12 protein-coding genes are annotated in these 13998 nt (G+C 60.0%); 8 read left to right on the top strand and 4 right to left on the bottom strand.

Annotated features, from left to right (window positions below):
* The first annotated feature begins 369 nt into the window (after window positions 1–369).
* The gene (locus tag ACFQU1_RS07865) at window positions 370–1071 is read left to right on the top strand and encodes a DNA helicase (RefSeq protein ID WP_378131040.1); all 702 of its coding nucleotides are present in this window, start codon (window positions 370–372) and stop codon (window positions 1069–1071) included.
* 87 nt (window positions 1072–1158) lie between these two features.
* Here the strand turns inward: ACFQU1_RS07865 and ACFQU1_RS07860 are convergent, their stop codons facing one another.
* The 3 genes from ACFQU1_RS07860 to ACFQU1_RS07850 all read right to left on the bottom strand — a co-directional run bounded on the left by ACFQU1_RS07860 (window position 1159) and on the right by ACFQU1_RS07850 (window position 4642).
* Window positions 1159–2004, bottom strand: coding sequence for an ABC transporter permease (locus ACFQU1_RS07860; protein WP_378131038.1), 846 nt, complete (start codon window positions 2002–2004; stop codon window positions 1159–1161).
* 4 nt (window positions 2005–2008) lie between these two features.
* Entirely contained in the window at window positions 2009–2950 is a 942-nt protein-coding gene (locus ACFQU1_RS07855; RefSeq protein ID WP_378131036.1) for an ABC transporter permease, read from the bottom strand.
* 135 nt (window positions 2951–3085) lie between these two features.
* On the bottom strand, window positions 3086–4642 hold the full coding sequence (locus ACFQU1_RS07850; RefSeq protein ID WP_378131034.1) for an ABC transporter substrate-binding protein: 1557 nt from the start codon (window positions 4640–4642) through the stop codon (window positions 3086–3088).
* A gap of 206 nt (window positions 4643–4848) precedes the next feature.
* Here ACFQU1_RS07850 and ACFQU1_RS07845 point away from each other — a divergent pair, with 206 nt between their 5' ends.
* The 3 genes from ACFQU1_RS07845 (at window position 4849) to ACFQU1_RS07835 (ending at window position 9202) form a co-directional block, all read left to right on the top strand.
* On the top strand, window positions 4849–5997 hold the full coding sequence (locus tag ACFQU1_RS07845; RefSeq protein ID WP_378131032.1) for an amidohydrolase/deacetylase family metallohydrolase: 1149 nt from the start codon (window positions 4849–4851) through the stop codon (window positions 5995–5997).
* A 977-nt stretch (window positions 5998–6974) separates the two neighbouring features.
* Window positions 6975–7763 carry a calcium-binding protein gene (locus ACFQU1_RS07840; RefSeq protein WP_378131030.1) on the top strand — a complete coding sequence of 263 codons (789 nt, stop codon included), beginning with the start codon at window positions 6975–6977 and terminating at the stop codon, window positions 7761–7763.
* Window positions 7764–7993: 230 nt separating this feature from the next.
* Window positions 7994–9202 (top strand): calcium-binding protein, encoded by a 1209-nt coding sequence (locus ACFQU1_RS07835; RefSeq protein WP_378131028.1) that lies wholly within the window; start codon window positions 7994–7996, stop codon window positions 9200–9202.
* A gap of 49 nt (window positions 9203–9251) precedes the next feature.
* On the opposite strand, the gene ACFQU1_RS07830 is transcribed toward ACFQU1_RS07835, so the two are convergent.
* Window positions 9252–9386, bottom strand: a complete 135-nt coding sequence (locus ACFQU1_RS07830) for a hypothetical protein (protein ID WP_378131026.1) — start codon at window positions 9384–9386, stop codon at window positions 9252–9254.
* Window positions 9387–9473: 87 nt separating this feature from the next.
* Between ACFQU1_RS07830 and ACFQU1_RS07825 the strand changes: the two genes are divergently transcribed.
* The 4 genes from ACFQU1_RS07825 to ACFQU1_RS07810 all read left to right on the top strand — a co-directional run bounded on the left by ACFQU1_RS07825 (window position 9474) and on the right by ACFQU1_RS07810 (window position 13948).
* Window positions 9474–10403: a calcium-binding protein gene (locus tag ACFQU1_RS07825; RefSeq protein WP_378131024.1), complete on the top strand. Its 930-nt coding sequence runs from the start codon at window positions 9474–9476 to the stop codon at window positions 10401–10403.
* A gap of 328 nt (window positions 10404–10731) precedes the next feature.
* Window positions 10732–10899 carry a hypothetical protein gene (locus tag ACFQU1_RS07820; RefSeq protein WP_378131625.1) on the top strand — a complete coding sequence of 56 codons (168 nt, stop codon included), beginning with the start codon at window positions 10732–10734 and terminating at the stop codon, window positions 10897–10899.
* Between the two features lie 12 nt (window positions 10900–10911).
* Window positions 10912–11229 (top strand): calcium-binding protein, encoded by a 318-nt coding sequence (locus ACFQU1_RS07815; RefSeq protein ID WP_378131623.1) that lies wholly within the window; start codon window positions 10912–10914, stop codon window positions 11227–11229.
* Window positions 11230–11860: 631 nt separating this feature from the next.
* Entirely contained in the window at window positions 11861–13948 is a 2088-nt protein-coding gene (locus ACFQU1_RS07810) for a M10 family metallopeptidase C-terminal domain-containing protein (protein ID WP_378131022.1), read from the top strand.
* Window positions 13949–13998: the final 50 nt, after the last annotated feature.

Genomic DNA, 13998 nt, shown 5'->3' with positions numbered 1-13998 from the left:
CTCGACGCGCCAGGTTGCGCAGCGACTCCTGCCAGCCGAGATAGCAAGCCTCAGCCCAAATCCGGCACGCCCGCCTGGAGGATATCCACCGCGATGGCCCGCTATCGCGCCGGGACTGGCAAACGTGGACCTCGGCTTGTGGGGCAGGCCGCTGCGGCTGCTTTCCCATCGCGGAGGGCCTGCCGTGTGACGGAGGAGCGATTTTCGGTCCGCAGAAACTGAGCTAACATGTGATTCGTGCGCGGCCCACGCCTCCCCCCTCCACACGGGAAAGTGCAATTCGTACGGGGCTACTCGTCATCAAACCGACTATTCGAGCGTCAGGCATAAGGAGGGGTTGCGAATATTGCTCGTGATAGGAGGTTGCCGATGAAGTTGTCTGTGCCGATCTACCATTTGAAGCGCAAAGCCAAGCTCCTTTCCCGCAAAGAAGACATTCCGCTTCATAGGGCGCTCGACCGTATAGCCCTCCAGGAGGGCTATAGTGGCTGGAGCCTGCTTGCGGCGAAGCTGTCCAAGTCCAGGCCTGCCAAAGCGCTCTTTGCGCGATTGACGCCCGGCGACTTGCTGTTGCTGGGCGCACGTCCTGGTCAGGGCAAGACTCTGATGAGCCTTGAACTGGCAGTGGAAGCTATGAAAGCTGGTAATCGAGCTGTGTTCTTCACATTGGAATACACGGAAAAGGACGTCCTGGATCGTTTCCATGCTATCGGGGCGGACTATGCGCAATTCGACGGGCTCTTCCAATTCGACTGCTCCGACGGCATAAGCGCCAGTTACATCATGGAGAAATTATCCTCAGCACCCCGCGGAACCCTCGTCGTGATAGACTACCTGCAGTTGCTCGATCAAAAACGTGAGAATCCCGAATTGGGGGTGCAGGTTCGCGCGCTTAAATCGTTTGCTCGGGATCGGGGATTAGTCATCGTCTTTATTTCGCAAATCCATCGGTCATATGACCCGACGAAAAAGTCGTTTCCTGACACGCGCGATATCCGGCTTCCGAATCCTGTGGACTTGCAGCTGTTCAGCAAGACCTGCTTTCTGAACAACGGTGAATGCAGCTTCTGACAGCGGATTAGGAAGCAAGCAGTCAGCCTCTGTCGCAGGCTGCTTCCTCGCCCGCGACAGAGGCTCGGCACATCTCATGGACCGCTCTCAGAGCATCTTGCGCAGCTTCGGATCGAGCATATCGCGCAGGCCGTCGCCGACGATCTGCAAGGACAGCGCGGCGAGCACGATGGCAAGGCCCGGGAACAGAACGACCCAGAAGGCCTGATCCGCATATTGCTGGGCTGAGGCGATCATCTCTCCCCAAGTCGGGATCTCCGGCGGAACGCCCGCACCGAGGAAGGAGAGCCCCGCCTCGGCCAGCACCGCATAGGCGAAGATGAAAGTGGCCTGGACGAGCACCGGCGAGGTGACGTTCATGAAGACGTGGAAACCGAGAATCCGTCGCGTGGAAACGCCGATGGTGCGCGCCGCCTCGATGAAGGGCAGCTCCCGCACCACCAGCGTCGAGGCGCGCACGACGCGCACGACGCGCGGCGTGTAGACGATGGCGAGTGCGAAGACGACATTGAAGACGGATGAGCCGAGGATCGCCACGAGAAAGATGGCGAGCAGGATATCCGGCAGCGCCATGACGGCGTCGACCATGCGCATGATGGGCGCATCGAGCCGCCGGAAATAGCCGGCGACGAGGCCGACCGCCGTGCCGACGACGATCGAGATCGCGACGACGGCCGCGCCGATGCCGAGCGAGGCCCGCGCCCCAAAGATGATGCGCGAGAGAACGTCCCGGCCATATTCGTCCGTGCCGAGCCAGTTCGTCTCGCTCGGCGGCTTTAGCCGGCGGATGACCCTGATCGCGCCCGGATCGAAGGGCGAGATCCAAGGCGCGAAGAGGGCGGCCAGGATCAGCACGGCCAGGACGATGGCTGCCGCCAGCACGAGCTTGCGCCGAAAGAGCCGCTGGAGAAATTCGACCGTTGTAGAGGCCATCGGCTCAGGTCCGCACGCGCGGGTCGACGATCGTATAGATGATGTCGACTGCGAGATTGATGAGCACGTAGAGCGCTGCCACCGCGATGAGGGCGCCCTGGATGACCGGATAGTCGCGTCGCAGCACCGCCGAGACGACGAGATTGCCGATGCCCGGCAGGCCGAAGACGGTTTCGGTGACGATGGCGCCGCCGACCAGGAGCGCGACGGTCAGGCCGACCACGGTGACAATGGGGACGAGGGCGTTGCGGAAGGCGTGGCGTAGTACCACGCGGGCCTCCGACAGGCCCTTCGAACGGGCGGTGCGCACATAATCGTCGCCGAGCACGTCCAGCATGCTGGCGCGCGTGAAGCGGGTGATCAGCGCCGAATTGACGATGCCCAGCACGGCGGAGGGCAGGATGAGATGCCCCAGCCGGTCGGCGAGCGATGCGCCGGGATCGCCATAGCCGGCGACCGGGAACCATCCGAACCGCACGGCGAAAAGCTGGATGAAGATCAAGCCGAGCCAGAAGCTCGGAATATTGGCCGCGAGCATCGCCGTGGCGCTCACGATTTGGTCGAGGATACGACCTCGCCACACGGCGGAGGCGATGCCGGCGGGCACGCCGATGAGCGCGGCGATCGTTATCGAAAACAGGGTAAGGAAGAAAGTCGGCTCGGCCCGTTCGGCGAGGGCCTGCGTCACCGGCCGCTGCAAAAAGATGGACTGGCCGAGATTGCCCTGCACGACCTCCTTCAGCCAGAGCACATATTGGACGAGGACCGGCTTATCGAGGCCATAGACCACACGGAGCTGCGCAACATCCTCGGGCGTCGCCTGGTCGCCCAGCATGATGGCGGCCGGATCACCCGGTGCGAGCCGGGTGAGAAAGAAGACCATGGTAGCGACGAGGAACATCACGATCAGCAGACTGCCGAACCGGCGCGTGAGGGTGAGCCACATCGTCCTTCGTTCCCCGAAGCTGTCAGCAAGCGATCGGCAATTCGCGTCCTTCGACGCGTCTGCCGATCACGATAGCCTTCACGCGCAAGCGCGCGGTATCCCGGCGGGCGATCCGCTGAGGTTGCGCGCGATGGCTCAGGCCGAGAGTTCCACGTTCCAGAAAGCAGGCCAGGGCATCGGCGTGAAATCCTTCATCTTGGCCGAGAGACCGAGCAGCGCGCCGAAATTGCCGGCGCGGATGTAAGGCACCTCATCATAGATGACCTGCTGCACATTGCCCCAGAGCGCGCCGCGCTTGGCCGGATCGGTCTCACCGTTGAAGGCGGCAAGGGCCGCATCCTTGGCCGGGGTCTTCCACCAGCCGGGCGCGCCGTCGCCGAGCTGCGGCGGGGTCAGCATCGGTTCCGGCAGGAAGGCCGAATGGGTGACGTAGATGTCCCAGAGCGCTGGGTCATTGCGGCGCTGAACCAAGGTGGCCCAGTCGACGACGTCGAGCTTCACCTCAAAGCCGGCAGCTTTCATCTGCTCGGCCATCACCATGGCCATGCGATTGTGGAAGTCATACTGCTTGGAGTTGAGGATGCGGATGGGCGTGCCATCATATTTGGCCTCGGCCAGCAGCTTCTTGGCGCCGTCGGCATCGCCACGATTATATTTATCTTTGCCGGCTTCCGAATGGAACGGCGAACCTTTGGGGAAATGCTCCGCGGCCAAGGTGAAGAACTGTGGATCGCCGAAACCGGCGAGCAGGATCTCCTCGTCGTTCAGCGCCATCTGGAAGGCTTGCCGCACTTTCACGTCCGCCATGGGCCCTTGCTTCGTATTGGTGGGGAAGTAAGGGAAGCCATAGGGCATGGTGAGAACGGCGCGGGCGCCCGATGCGGTGGACACCTTCTTGTTCGATTCGACAGGTAGTTGGTCGGCAAAGTGATATTGGCCGGCGACCACGCCTTCGACGCGCGTATTGGCGTTCGGGGCGGGAATGAAACGCAGCTCCGCGATCTTCGCCTCGCGCTTGCCGGCATAGCCGCTCGGCGCCTCGCTGCGAGGCGCGTAGTCGTCGAATTTGGTCAAGACGACATATTGATCCGGCCTGCGCTCCCGGAACTTATAAGGCCCTGTGCCGACGAATTCGACCAGGTTGTCGGCGATCGATTCCTTGGCCATGATCGCCGCGAAACCAGACGGCAGCCCCAAATGGGCCAAGAGGGCGGGCTGGAGATTGTTGAGTGCGATCTCGACGGTTGCCGGATCCTTCGCGGTGATCGAGGCGATGTCTTTCGTCAGCGCCTTGCCGCGCGCCGTCATGGCGAGCCAGCGGTTCAGGGAGGCGACGACATCCTCCGCATTCATGTCGCGGCCGTTGTGCAGTTTCACACCCTGGCGCAGCGGGATGGTGTAGAGCTTGCCGTCCTGGCTCACCGTCGGAATGTCGGCGGCGAGCATCGGCTGCACCTTCCAATCGGCGTCGAAGGTGTAGAGCGACTCGTAGACATGCTGCATGATGATGCTGACGAGGTCGGCGGTCGATGCCATGGGGTCGAGCGATTGCGGCTCGCCGATCATCGCGAGATTGGCGCTGGTGGCCCCTTGAGCGCGCGCCAGACCCGGCGCGAGCGATGTTGCCAGGACAGCGGCTCCCAGCCCGAGCTGAAAATCGCGGCGGCTCAGCAGCACGTCATCGTTCGCCATCGTCGTCCCCCTGGATGCTGGAACCTTCGTGGCCAGCCTTTGCGGCGCGAGGATAGGGACGTTCGTTTCGGGCTGTCAATCAGCCGATCTGTCGCTGCCCGGCCGCGAGGATTGGCGTTGACCTCAATCTGCGGTTTCACCTAGATCTTGCAGATCATTGCCCATGCCGCTCGACTTCAGCGGTGGAGGCCGCGAAAGGACCTGCGATGGACTATGATCTCGTGGTGACCGGCGGACGCGTGATCGATCCCTCGCAAGAGATCGACCGCGTGACGGATGTGGCTTTCGCGCAAGGCAGGGTGGCCGCCGTCGGCGACGGGCTTGCGGCGCACGGCGCGCAAGTCGTCGAGGCCGCTGGCCGGATCGTCACGCCCGGGCTCATCGACCTGCACACCCATGTCTATTGGGGCGGCACGTCGCTCGGCGTCGATGCGGTCGCGCTCGCCCGCAGCGCCGGCGTCAGCACGCTGGTCGATACCGGCAGCGCCGGGCCCGGCAATTTCCCGGGCTTCCGCAGCCATGTCATCGATGCTTCGCCGGTGCGCATTATCGCTTATCTCAACATCTCCTTTGCGGGCATCTTCGGCTTCTCCAGCCGGATCATGGTGGGCGAGAGCGGCGATCAACGGCTGATGGCGCCGCACGACACGCTCGAGGTCCTCGACGCCAACCGCGACGTGATCGCCGGGGTCAAGGTGCGGGTCGGCCGCACCGCGAGCGGCACGGCGGGTGTCGTGCCGCTCGATATCGCCCGGCAAGTCGCGGACGAGGCCGACGTGCCGATGATGGTGCATATCGACCAGCCGCCGCCGACACTGGAAGAGGTGCTGGCGCGGCTGCGGCCGGGCGACATCCTCACCCATTGCTTCCGGCCGTTCCCGAACGCCCCTATCAGGCGCGACGGCCGCGTGCTCGACGCTGTGCTCGATGCGCGGGCGCGCGGTGTCCTCTTCGATATCGGCCACGGCATGGGCTCGTTCGACTTCATTGTGGCGCGCGGCATGCTCGCCGCCGGCTTTCTGCCGGACACGATATCGAGTGACGTGCATGCGCTCTGCATCGACGGCCCGGCTTTCGACCTGCCGACCACCATGTCGAAATTCCTGTGTCTCGGCGTCAGCCTGCCGGAGGTGATCCGCCGCGCGACGGTGAATGCCGCGGCGGCGCTGCAAAGGCCCGACCTCGGCAGTTTCCGCCCGGGCAGCGAGGGCGATGCATCCATTCTCGAACTTGCGAACGGACGCTTCGACTATCGCGACGTGCTGGGCGCTGAGCTCATCGGCGAGCAAAGGCTTCTCGCACGCGGGCTCGTGCTCGCCGGCGAGCTCTGGCATTCGGCCGACCAAGCGGCCTAAGGCGCGGCGAGGATCAACGCGCGGAACCTCCGCCGCGCGCTGGACGGCGGGCTGTTGAGTCAGGCCTCCCGCCACTCGGGCTGCGACACTGCCTATTTCCGCACTCGACGGCGCGCCTGAGGAGCTCCGGCATAGCTGGTCACCTCTGCGGCTCTCCGTCGGCAGAGGCCCGCTGATCTCAATGCCCTGACTTGCAAGCTCTGCAAAAAGTTTGTTGTTCGCTGTCGGATTTGTGGTATATTGGGATACCGTAAGTCGCGTTCGTTCAAGTCAGTAATGTTTCAAGTGCGGCACGAGTGCCGCCGGTATCATTATGTAATGATTTGGAGAGTCTGTCGGAATTTGTGACGATAATCTGGACAAGCGGTATCAGGACATTGTGGGGATCAACGGCAACGGCCCGATAGGAGCCGCGTGGAAGCTGCATTAGGTGAGCTTTCACTGCCCGTCTTTGTTCAGGCGTCGTTCGTCTTTGATCCGTGCATTGGGATGCTCACGTCCGGTCGTCGAGACGCGTAACGCGAAAATCAGCAATCTTGCTGTGGTTCTCTCCTGGGGGGAACTGAGCCGTTGCTCGTGATCTTCGATCGCGAGGGGGGGAATGGCTCGCCTTTCTTGGTTGGACACATTATAGACTGGCAACGGTAACGCTCTGTCTTATGTGCTGGGCTGCAGCGTCGAGAGCGCGCGTACCCTCAACAGTGCCCATTGAGGCGCTTCCGCTGACGCCCGAGTGTGTCGGCGGCGGAACAACCTGGTCACGCCGCAGGGGTGACCTCTTAACAGTTCGACAAAGATTATCCGGCTCAATTCCTGTGCGGAATTCGCCGATTGTAAAGTATTTCTCATTTTCGAACTCGAATTCACTCGAACCGGTCAGTCTACAATATTGAATTTAGGAATTCATGTCTTCGGCTCTGATCGGAGCGGGTGATAATTGCGGCCATGGGCTGCGTCACTGTGAAGGGGATATTCACATGTCGACTCAAACTTTTACCACAGACGTTTTCAGCGTTGATACAATTCTGGATTGGCAAACCTTCAACCAGGAGAAGGCATCCGCTCGATCTTCGGCGCTCGACAGTGTCGGTCTCGACGCGACGGCCGGTCCCGATTTTCAAGCAGCGGACGGCGGCGTGGCGGCGGCGGATGCCACCCCCGTCATCATTCCCGGCGTGGCCGGTCTCATCCTCGGTACGGAGGGAGCCGACACCATCGACGGCACGACCGGTGTCGACGTGATCTTGGCCTTCGGCGGCAACGACACCATCAATGGTGGCGGTGGCGATGATATCATTTCCGGCGGTTCCGGCGACGATCTCATCTACGGCGATGGTCAACTCTACGGTGACGACGGCAACGACGACATCCACGGTGGCGACGATGCCTTCATCGTGGACTACCTGTATGGCGGTGCCGGCAACGATGTGCTCCATGGCGGCCAGGGCAATGATGGCCTCAACGGCGGTGCCGGCGACGATATTCTCTACGCCGACCCCGCGTCCAGTGATCCCTCCAACCCGATCAATGGCTATGGCGACGCCTTTATTTTTGGCAACGGCTGGGGTCACGATCAGGTCATGGACTTTGAGGACGGCATCGACGTCTTTGACATGAGCCAAGTCATTGGTCTGCTGGGCTACAGCCAGCTCACCGTTGCCGCATCTGGCGATGATACCCTGATCAGCTACGGCAACGACACGATCCTCGTCGTCGGGGTGGAGTCTACGGCGATTGATGCCGGCGACTTCCAATTCCTCGTATAGCGGGGGCTTGGCGGCCAGGCGGCGCTGCGGCGCCGCCTGCTTTTCGGCTTCTGAAGGCACCGTGTGTTTCTCGCCGTCCATCGCATGGACGAGTGACGGCAGATCCTCGCAGGCTTGGGGGGCGTGGATCTGCTGGGAGACCTGTTGAGGACCGGCGGGCTGATTTGAGGACTGAAACAACGCGGTGGGGCCTCGCACAACCAACCTATTGTTAAGCAGGGAATCGTGACATGTTTACACGATCATTTATCAGTGACTTTCTCGATACTGATCCGGACCTGGACTGGCACGGCTTCTTGCGTGGCAAGGTGCAGGCCGAAATCCGTTCCCATAGCTTTGGCCTCGACAGCCTCGACCCGAGCCTCCTGACGGATCTCGACACCTATCCGCAGGATTGGACTGCGGCGCTGGCCGGTTTGCATGGCGTCAGCGGCTCGCTCGACAATGCCGTGCAGTCCACTCCGGAGGCGGACAAGCAGACCTCGGAGAGCAGCTCCATCACAACGGCGGATATTCAGGCTGCCGCTGCGGACGAACCGGTATTCCCCACATCTCGACCCCCAGGGACAGAGTCAGAATCGACAAACGGCGATTCAGGCGGAGAGATAGCAAGCACAGGTTTAAATGATTACACTAACGGTATGGGCGGGGACGATATTATTATCAGCATTGATACAACGAATACCGGGGAGGATTGGATCTCCGGCGGCGCCGGTAACGATATAATTTTGGCCGGGGCCGGGCCGGATCACGTTTGGGGCGATGACGGCAATGACAACATATCGGGAGAGGGCGGTAACGACATAATCGTCGGCGGGACCGGCCGAGACACGATCGGGGGCGGCGGGGGCGAGGACACAATCTATGGTGGGCTCGGTGGCGATAACCTATCCGGCGGAAACAATAGCGATTTTATTATCGGAGGCCTCGGTGCGGATACCATCAATGGTGGGGACGGCTCTGACACGCTTTGGGGCGACGACAGTGACGTCGACGGCGCCGCCGGCGGAGCCGATTCGTTGATCGGCGGTGCCGGTGATGATGCGCTCTACGGTGCCCTAGGTAACGATACGCTCCAGGGCGGCGGCGGAAACGACGTGCTGGTCGGCGGCGGCGGAAACGACAGGCTCGTCGGCGGCGGCGGAAACGATAATTTGTTCGGAAACAATCTTCTTGGCGTTCCCGAAGCCGATACCTTTGTCTTTGCTTCCGGCTGGGGGAATGACCGCATCTATTCCTATAATGACGGCATGGACAAATTCGATATGAGGCAGGTGGTTGGCTTGCTCGGCTTCGATCAGCTTACCATTACGCAATCTGGAGGCGACACGATCATCGCGCTCGACAACCTCGGCGGTGTTTTGGGAGGCGGTACGATTACTCTACAGGATGTTGCTGCCTCGACGATTGACGCGACCGATTTCATCTTTCTCGTTTAGCAGGTCGAGGTGGGGCAGGCGGTGCTGCGCCGCCGGCTGTTCTTCCGATTTATGAAGCGCCGTGCGTCGCGCCCATCTGCATGGACTGGCGACAGCAGATCCGCGCAGGCTTGGTGGAGGCGTGGAACAGCTTGGGAAGCCCGATGTCGCCGACGGGCACATGGATGGCATCGGTCTCAATCACGGGAGGGCTGGGGGGCTGGTTCGGAGACCGAGCTTATGCCGCTGAATGCCCCGCAGCCCGAGTATTATCAAAATCAAGGAGATTTACATGTCCAATACATCATTTGTCAGCGACTTTCTCAATACTGATTTGGATCTGGACTGGCACGGCCTCCTGCGTGGCAAAGCGCAGGTACAGACCCATGCCTTCGGCCTGGACAGCCTCGACCCGAGCGTCCTCGCGGATTCCGACCTCCACGGTGCCGGTCTCCAGGTGCAGGATTGGAGCGCGGTGCTCGCGGGGATGCATGCCATGAGCGGAGCGCTCGACAACAGCGCCCAGCGCGCCGAGGGTGTGGGCAGCCAATGGGTGGCCATGGAAACTCAAGACGCGGCGACACCGCCTATCATTGGTACGGAGGGCAACGACCCCCTCTCCGGCACATCGGGGGCCGATATGATCGAGGGCCGCGGCGGCAACGACACGATCAATGCCGGTACGGGTGCCGATACCGTTTATGGTGGATTGGGGAATGATTCTATTCAAGGCGCAGGTGGTCACGACTATCTCAGCGGCTCGGTGAGCGGAGATCTCACCGACTTAATCCTCGTTGATGGCTCTGATACGATTGGCGGCGGCGCGGGCAACGACACGATCTTCGGTGGCGGAGGCAATGATTACCTCCGTGGAGGCGGTGGTAATGATGTTTTCCAGGGTGGTCCGGGCGCCGACATAATGGAGGGAGGCCCTGGGGATGACAAATTTATGAGCGCTTATTCCACTTTGTTCGGGGTAGTCGATGCCGGGAATACATATGTCCTGACTCCGGGTTGGGGGAAGGATCAAATGGACAACTGGAAAGATGGCCAAGATAAGATCGACGTCTTACTTCCCGAGGTGCACTCCATAGCTGATCTGACCATCGAGCCCGGATCGGCTCAAGTCATCATAAAATATGGAACGAATGAATTCAGAATCGGATTTGGATTCGGTGGAGCTGGTATCAATATCGATGCGAGTGATTTTATATTCCATTGAGCGGGCGAAGTTTAGTTAATAACGATTTTTCAGCGTTGCGAGGGGTGATTTCCTCTCGAAAGGCCAACTACGAGGGCGTTGCCGCCGGTGAGAGATGCTTAGCAAGCGAGTTGCTTGGACTCCTAGTATCGCGGATACATTTACGAGTCCGTAGTGGATGTCAGTGCCTTCACCTTTGCTTCAAGATTGCTCTGAATAAGGTTTGCGAGATGGATGCATCCCGCAAATCTGCTCCGATCGACCCTCGTCCAATAGACGGTGAGATGCGACTTTCTCATCCGCGGCTGTTCTCCACAACGATGGTCCGCGCACAGGCTTTAGCGACTACATCATCGGCAGGGGTGGAAACGATAACATCACGAGTATTGATCTCACCAATACCGGCGAAGACTGGAGTTCTGCCGGCAGCGGCAGCGGCAACGACACCGTCTCGGCTGGCGCCGGGCCGGATCACGTGTGGGGCGATGCCGGTGCTGACAACATCTTGGGAGGCTAAGGTAATGATAAAATATTCGGTGGGGCTGGTAATTACACGATCACAGGAGGTGCAGGCAACGACACCGTCCTGGGCGGCACCAACGACGATTCCATTTCTGGAGGAGTTGATGACGATTTGCTCATAGGGGGAACCGGCAGAGACACAGTCGACGGTGAAGATGGTGCCGATAGTCTTTATGGCGACAACCCGGATGACACGACACAAGGTGCCGCCGATCTACTGATCGGCGGCACTGGTTCTGGGCCATTGACGCCCTCGATGCCGACGATGTGGACTGGCAGCGCGCCGCCTGGCTGGGCGTGGAAGCCCATGCCGCAGTCGGGATGAACGGGCCTAAAGCAATCTGGCGGTCCGCGGTGCTGAGCAAGCCCGTTAGCGGAATAGGGGGGCGAAGCCGGCGCTGCGAGCCGACACGGCTCGAACCCATGACGAACGGGCGGAGCGGGTGATCAAGCTCGCGTGATCGAATGGGATAATATCGTTCTCCATCGAGGAGAGCGCGATCGGTTCGTCGGGGTCGGTTGCGCTTTCGGCTTTCGGCGTGCGTAGCTGGGGACCCGCTTGCGGAGGCATGAGCGTCGGTGCGACGCCTCGCGCAGATATGGGAGGCGCAGAAGGCAGCCCGGCGTCGGAAGGCCAAACCCGTGCGCATGAAGATAAGTATCAGCAGAATATATCATTAGATACGCGCTGCCTGCGATGCACCACTTCTATTCTCGGCTTATGAAAGGCTGGGCACTGGCGCGGTTGATCCCCATGGGTGCCTGGTCCGGATTGCATGATCAAGCATCTGTCGGCCGCATGACCGCACGGCAGCGTCGATGTCCGTTCCTGCTGACTCGTGCCCATTGCGACGATTATTTTATGCATTGTATGCGGGCAGGCCGTCATCTCCGCTATAGGCGCGAGATGTGGAGTTTCACTCCGACGACATGCCCCACTCATATGGAGTTTTTCGATGAGTATATCGAGAGAGTTTGTGGGGCCGGCACTGGGCAGCGGCAGCAATGCAGCTGGTGGTGATCTGAGTTCCTCGGAGTCGGACAAGAAGATCCAGGCTGATACCTTCCTGTCGCGCTGTTCATCAATCGCCCCGGCGGCGCGGGACGGCACAGATGAGCCGCGGGCGGCCGCGCCGGATGCGGACAGCTCCGGCGCGCAATCAGGTGACGCGACGCCACAGGCTGCCGACGCCACCGGCTCGTCGGTCCCTTCGGCTGTACCTTCCGAAGCGAACGTGGACGTCGCGCCGACTGGGGCATCCCGGCCACCTTTTGCCGCGACCTCCGAGGTTCAATCCTTTGGTGATACAGCCACCACCGACGCCCTTCCGCACGGAACTGTTAGCGGTATGTCCACCCCGGCATCACTGGCGGTAAATTCGGCCGGCACGGGCTGTCTCAACGACGCCAACGATGAAGACTGGTTCAAAGTCGAGCTACAGCCAGGTCGTACCTATACGTTCTCCGCCTTTAGCTACGGACAGAACCCAATTACCGATCTTAGAATTGTTCTTTTACAACAAATGGGGATATTCGGGTTGAATTGGACCACGGTCGTTGCCGAAAGCGATGAAGGTGGGCCGCTCTATGGGGCTCAGCTCACCTTTACCGTTCCTACAACGGGAAGTCTTTTAGGGCCGATGTATATCGCCATAGCGCGTGGCCATGAAACTGACAGTGGCTCACAATCTGGACAGTATATGGTCACCGTTGCTGAGGGAGATAAGCCATATCTTCCGACATTTACAGTTGACGAGATGGCAGATTATTTGAAATTCGGCTACTGGGCTGCCGCGGGAGAAACTCCATACCATTTCCCAGTGTCGGACTCAGGGCCGACTGAACTAACATATTCATTCGACTTTAATGATCTTTCTGAACAAGATCAGCAGCTTTTGGACCAAGCATTGCGCTTTTGGCAGGACGTGGCGAACATCACGTTTAAAAAGGTCAGCGGAACGGAATCCGCAAATATCACCATCAAAACTCCAAGCATTGGAGCGGATGCGAACATCGCCCACACCGGGCATGATTATGGCACCGGGGCGAGTACGGTTTACATAGGCGAGGAGTTTGCCGCTACGGACCGTTTCAGGATTCTGGTTCATGAGCTAGGTCATGCGCTCGGGTTGGGACACACGGGTCCCTATGACGGCGGGGCGCCGCAGTATGGGGCCGATAATGTGGCCAGCAACGACGAGTGGACGAACTCCATCATGTCCTACATGTCGCCTGATGATACGGGTAGTGGAAATTGGCCCATGCAGGTACGTATGCCGGGAATTGCCGACATTCGCGCAATTACCGACATTTATGGAGCGAATCCGTCTACCCGAACGGGTGACGACGTTTATGGTTTCAATGCCACCGACGAACGATTCGGAATTCCCGCACCAGACGGGCAAATTAGACCGATCACAATTTATGATCGCGCTGGCACCGACACAATCGACTTTAGCGGTCTAAGTAGCGACACCAATTCGACGATCGATCTACGGCAAGGTCAATTCTCCGGGTTCGCGAACCCCGACCTGTCCGGAAAAGGCATGGTCGCGATCTCGACGGTCGACACCGTGCTCGAAAACGCAAAGGGTGGCCCTGGAGCCGATGCCGTTGTCGGAAATGAGGCGGCCAACAATCTTCAGGGGAACGGTGGCAACGATAGTTTGACGGGCGGCCTCGGCCACGACCAATTATCGGGCGGGGATGGCGACGACCTCTTGAACTCGGGCGGAGGTGGTGAGGATGACCTTATCGGAGGTGCGGGCAACGACACCCTGCAAGGAGCCGCCGGTTCTGCGGATCGCTTCCATTATTATGAGAAGGACTGGGGGATCGATGCAATAACCCAGTTTAATTCCTCCGATGGGGATAAAATCTCCTTTGAGAGTATTGCCGAAATAGACGAGGCCTCCTTGATTTTGGAGTACGATTCTGAAAAGAATAAAACTATCATTAGATATGGATCGAATGAGATACATGTCACTGGAGCGAAGGTTGGCTTCGATGACATAATCTTCCGTTCGGAACGAGGAGAAGCGTGAAGGGCGGTGCCTTGGGACCGCCCGTAGGGCGGCAACTGTTGTGTATCTAA

The organism is Chelatococcus sp. GCM10030263 (genome assembly GCF_042666455.1).
Taxonomy (GTDB): Bacteria; Pseudomonadota; Alphaproteobacteria; order Rhizobiales; family Beijerinckiaceae; genus Chelatococcus.
The sequence above is the reverse complement of the archived record's forward strand: the minus strand, read 5'-3'. Positions and strand labels throughout refer to the sequence as shown.

Bases quoted from the DNA above. Each gene is read 5' to 3' on its own strand.
- ACFQU1_RS07855 (WP_378131036.1), bottom strand. From the start codon at position 2,950: ATGTGGCTCACCCTCACGCGCCGGTTCGGCAGTCTGCTGATCGTGATG.
- ACFQU1_RS07845 (WP_378131032.1), top strand. From the start codon at position 4,849: ATGGACTATGATCTCGTGGTGACCGGCGGACGCGTGATCGATCCCTCG.
- ACFQU1_RS07835 (WP_378131028.1), top strand. From the start codon at position 7,994: ATGTTTACACGATCATTTATCAGTGACTTTCTCGATACTGATCCGGAC.
- ACFQU1_RS07810 (WP_378131022.1), top strand. From the start codon at position 11,861: ATGAGTATATCGAGAGAGTTTGTGGGGCCGGCACTGGGCAGCGGCAGC.
- ACFQU1_RS07825 (WP_378131024.1), top strand. From the start codon at position 9,474: ATGTCCAATACATCATTTGTCAGCGACTTTCTCAATACTGATTTGGAT.
- ACFQU1_RS07850 (WP_378131034.1), bottom strand. From the start codon at position 4,642: ATGGCGAACGATGACGTGCTGCTGAGCCGCCGCGATTTTCAGCTCGGG.
- ACFQU1_RS07865 (WP_378131040.1), top strand. From the start codon at position 370: ATGAAGTTGTCTGTGCCGATCTACCATTTGAAGCGCAAAGCCAAGCTC.
- ACFQU1_RS07860 (WP_378131038.1), bottom strand. From the start codon at position 2,004: ATGGCCTCTACAACGGTCGAATTTCTCCAGCGGCTCTTTCGGCGCAAG.
- ACFQU1_RS07840 (WP_378131030.1), top strand. From the start codon at position 6,975: ATGTCGACTCAAACTTTTACCACAGACGTTTTCAGCGTTGATACAATT.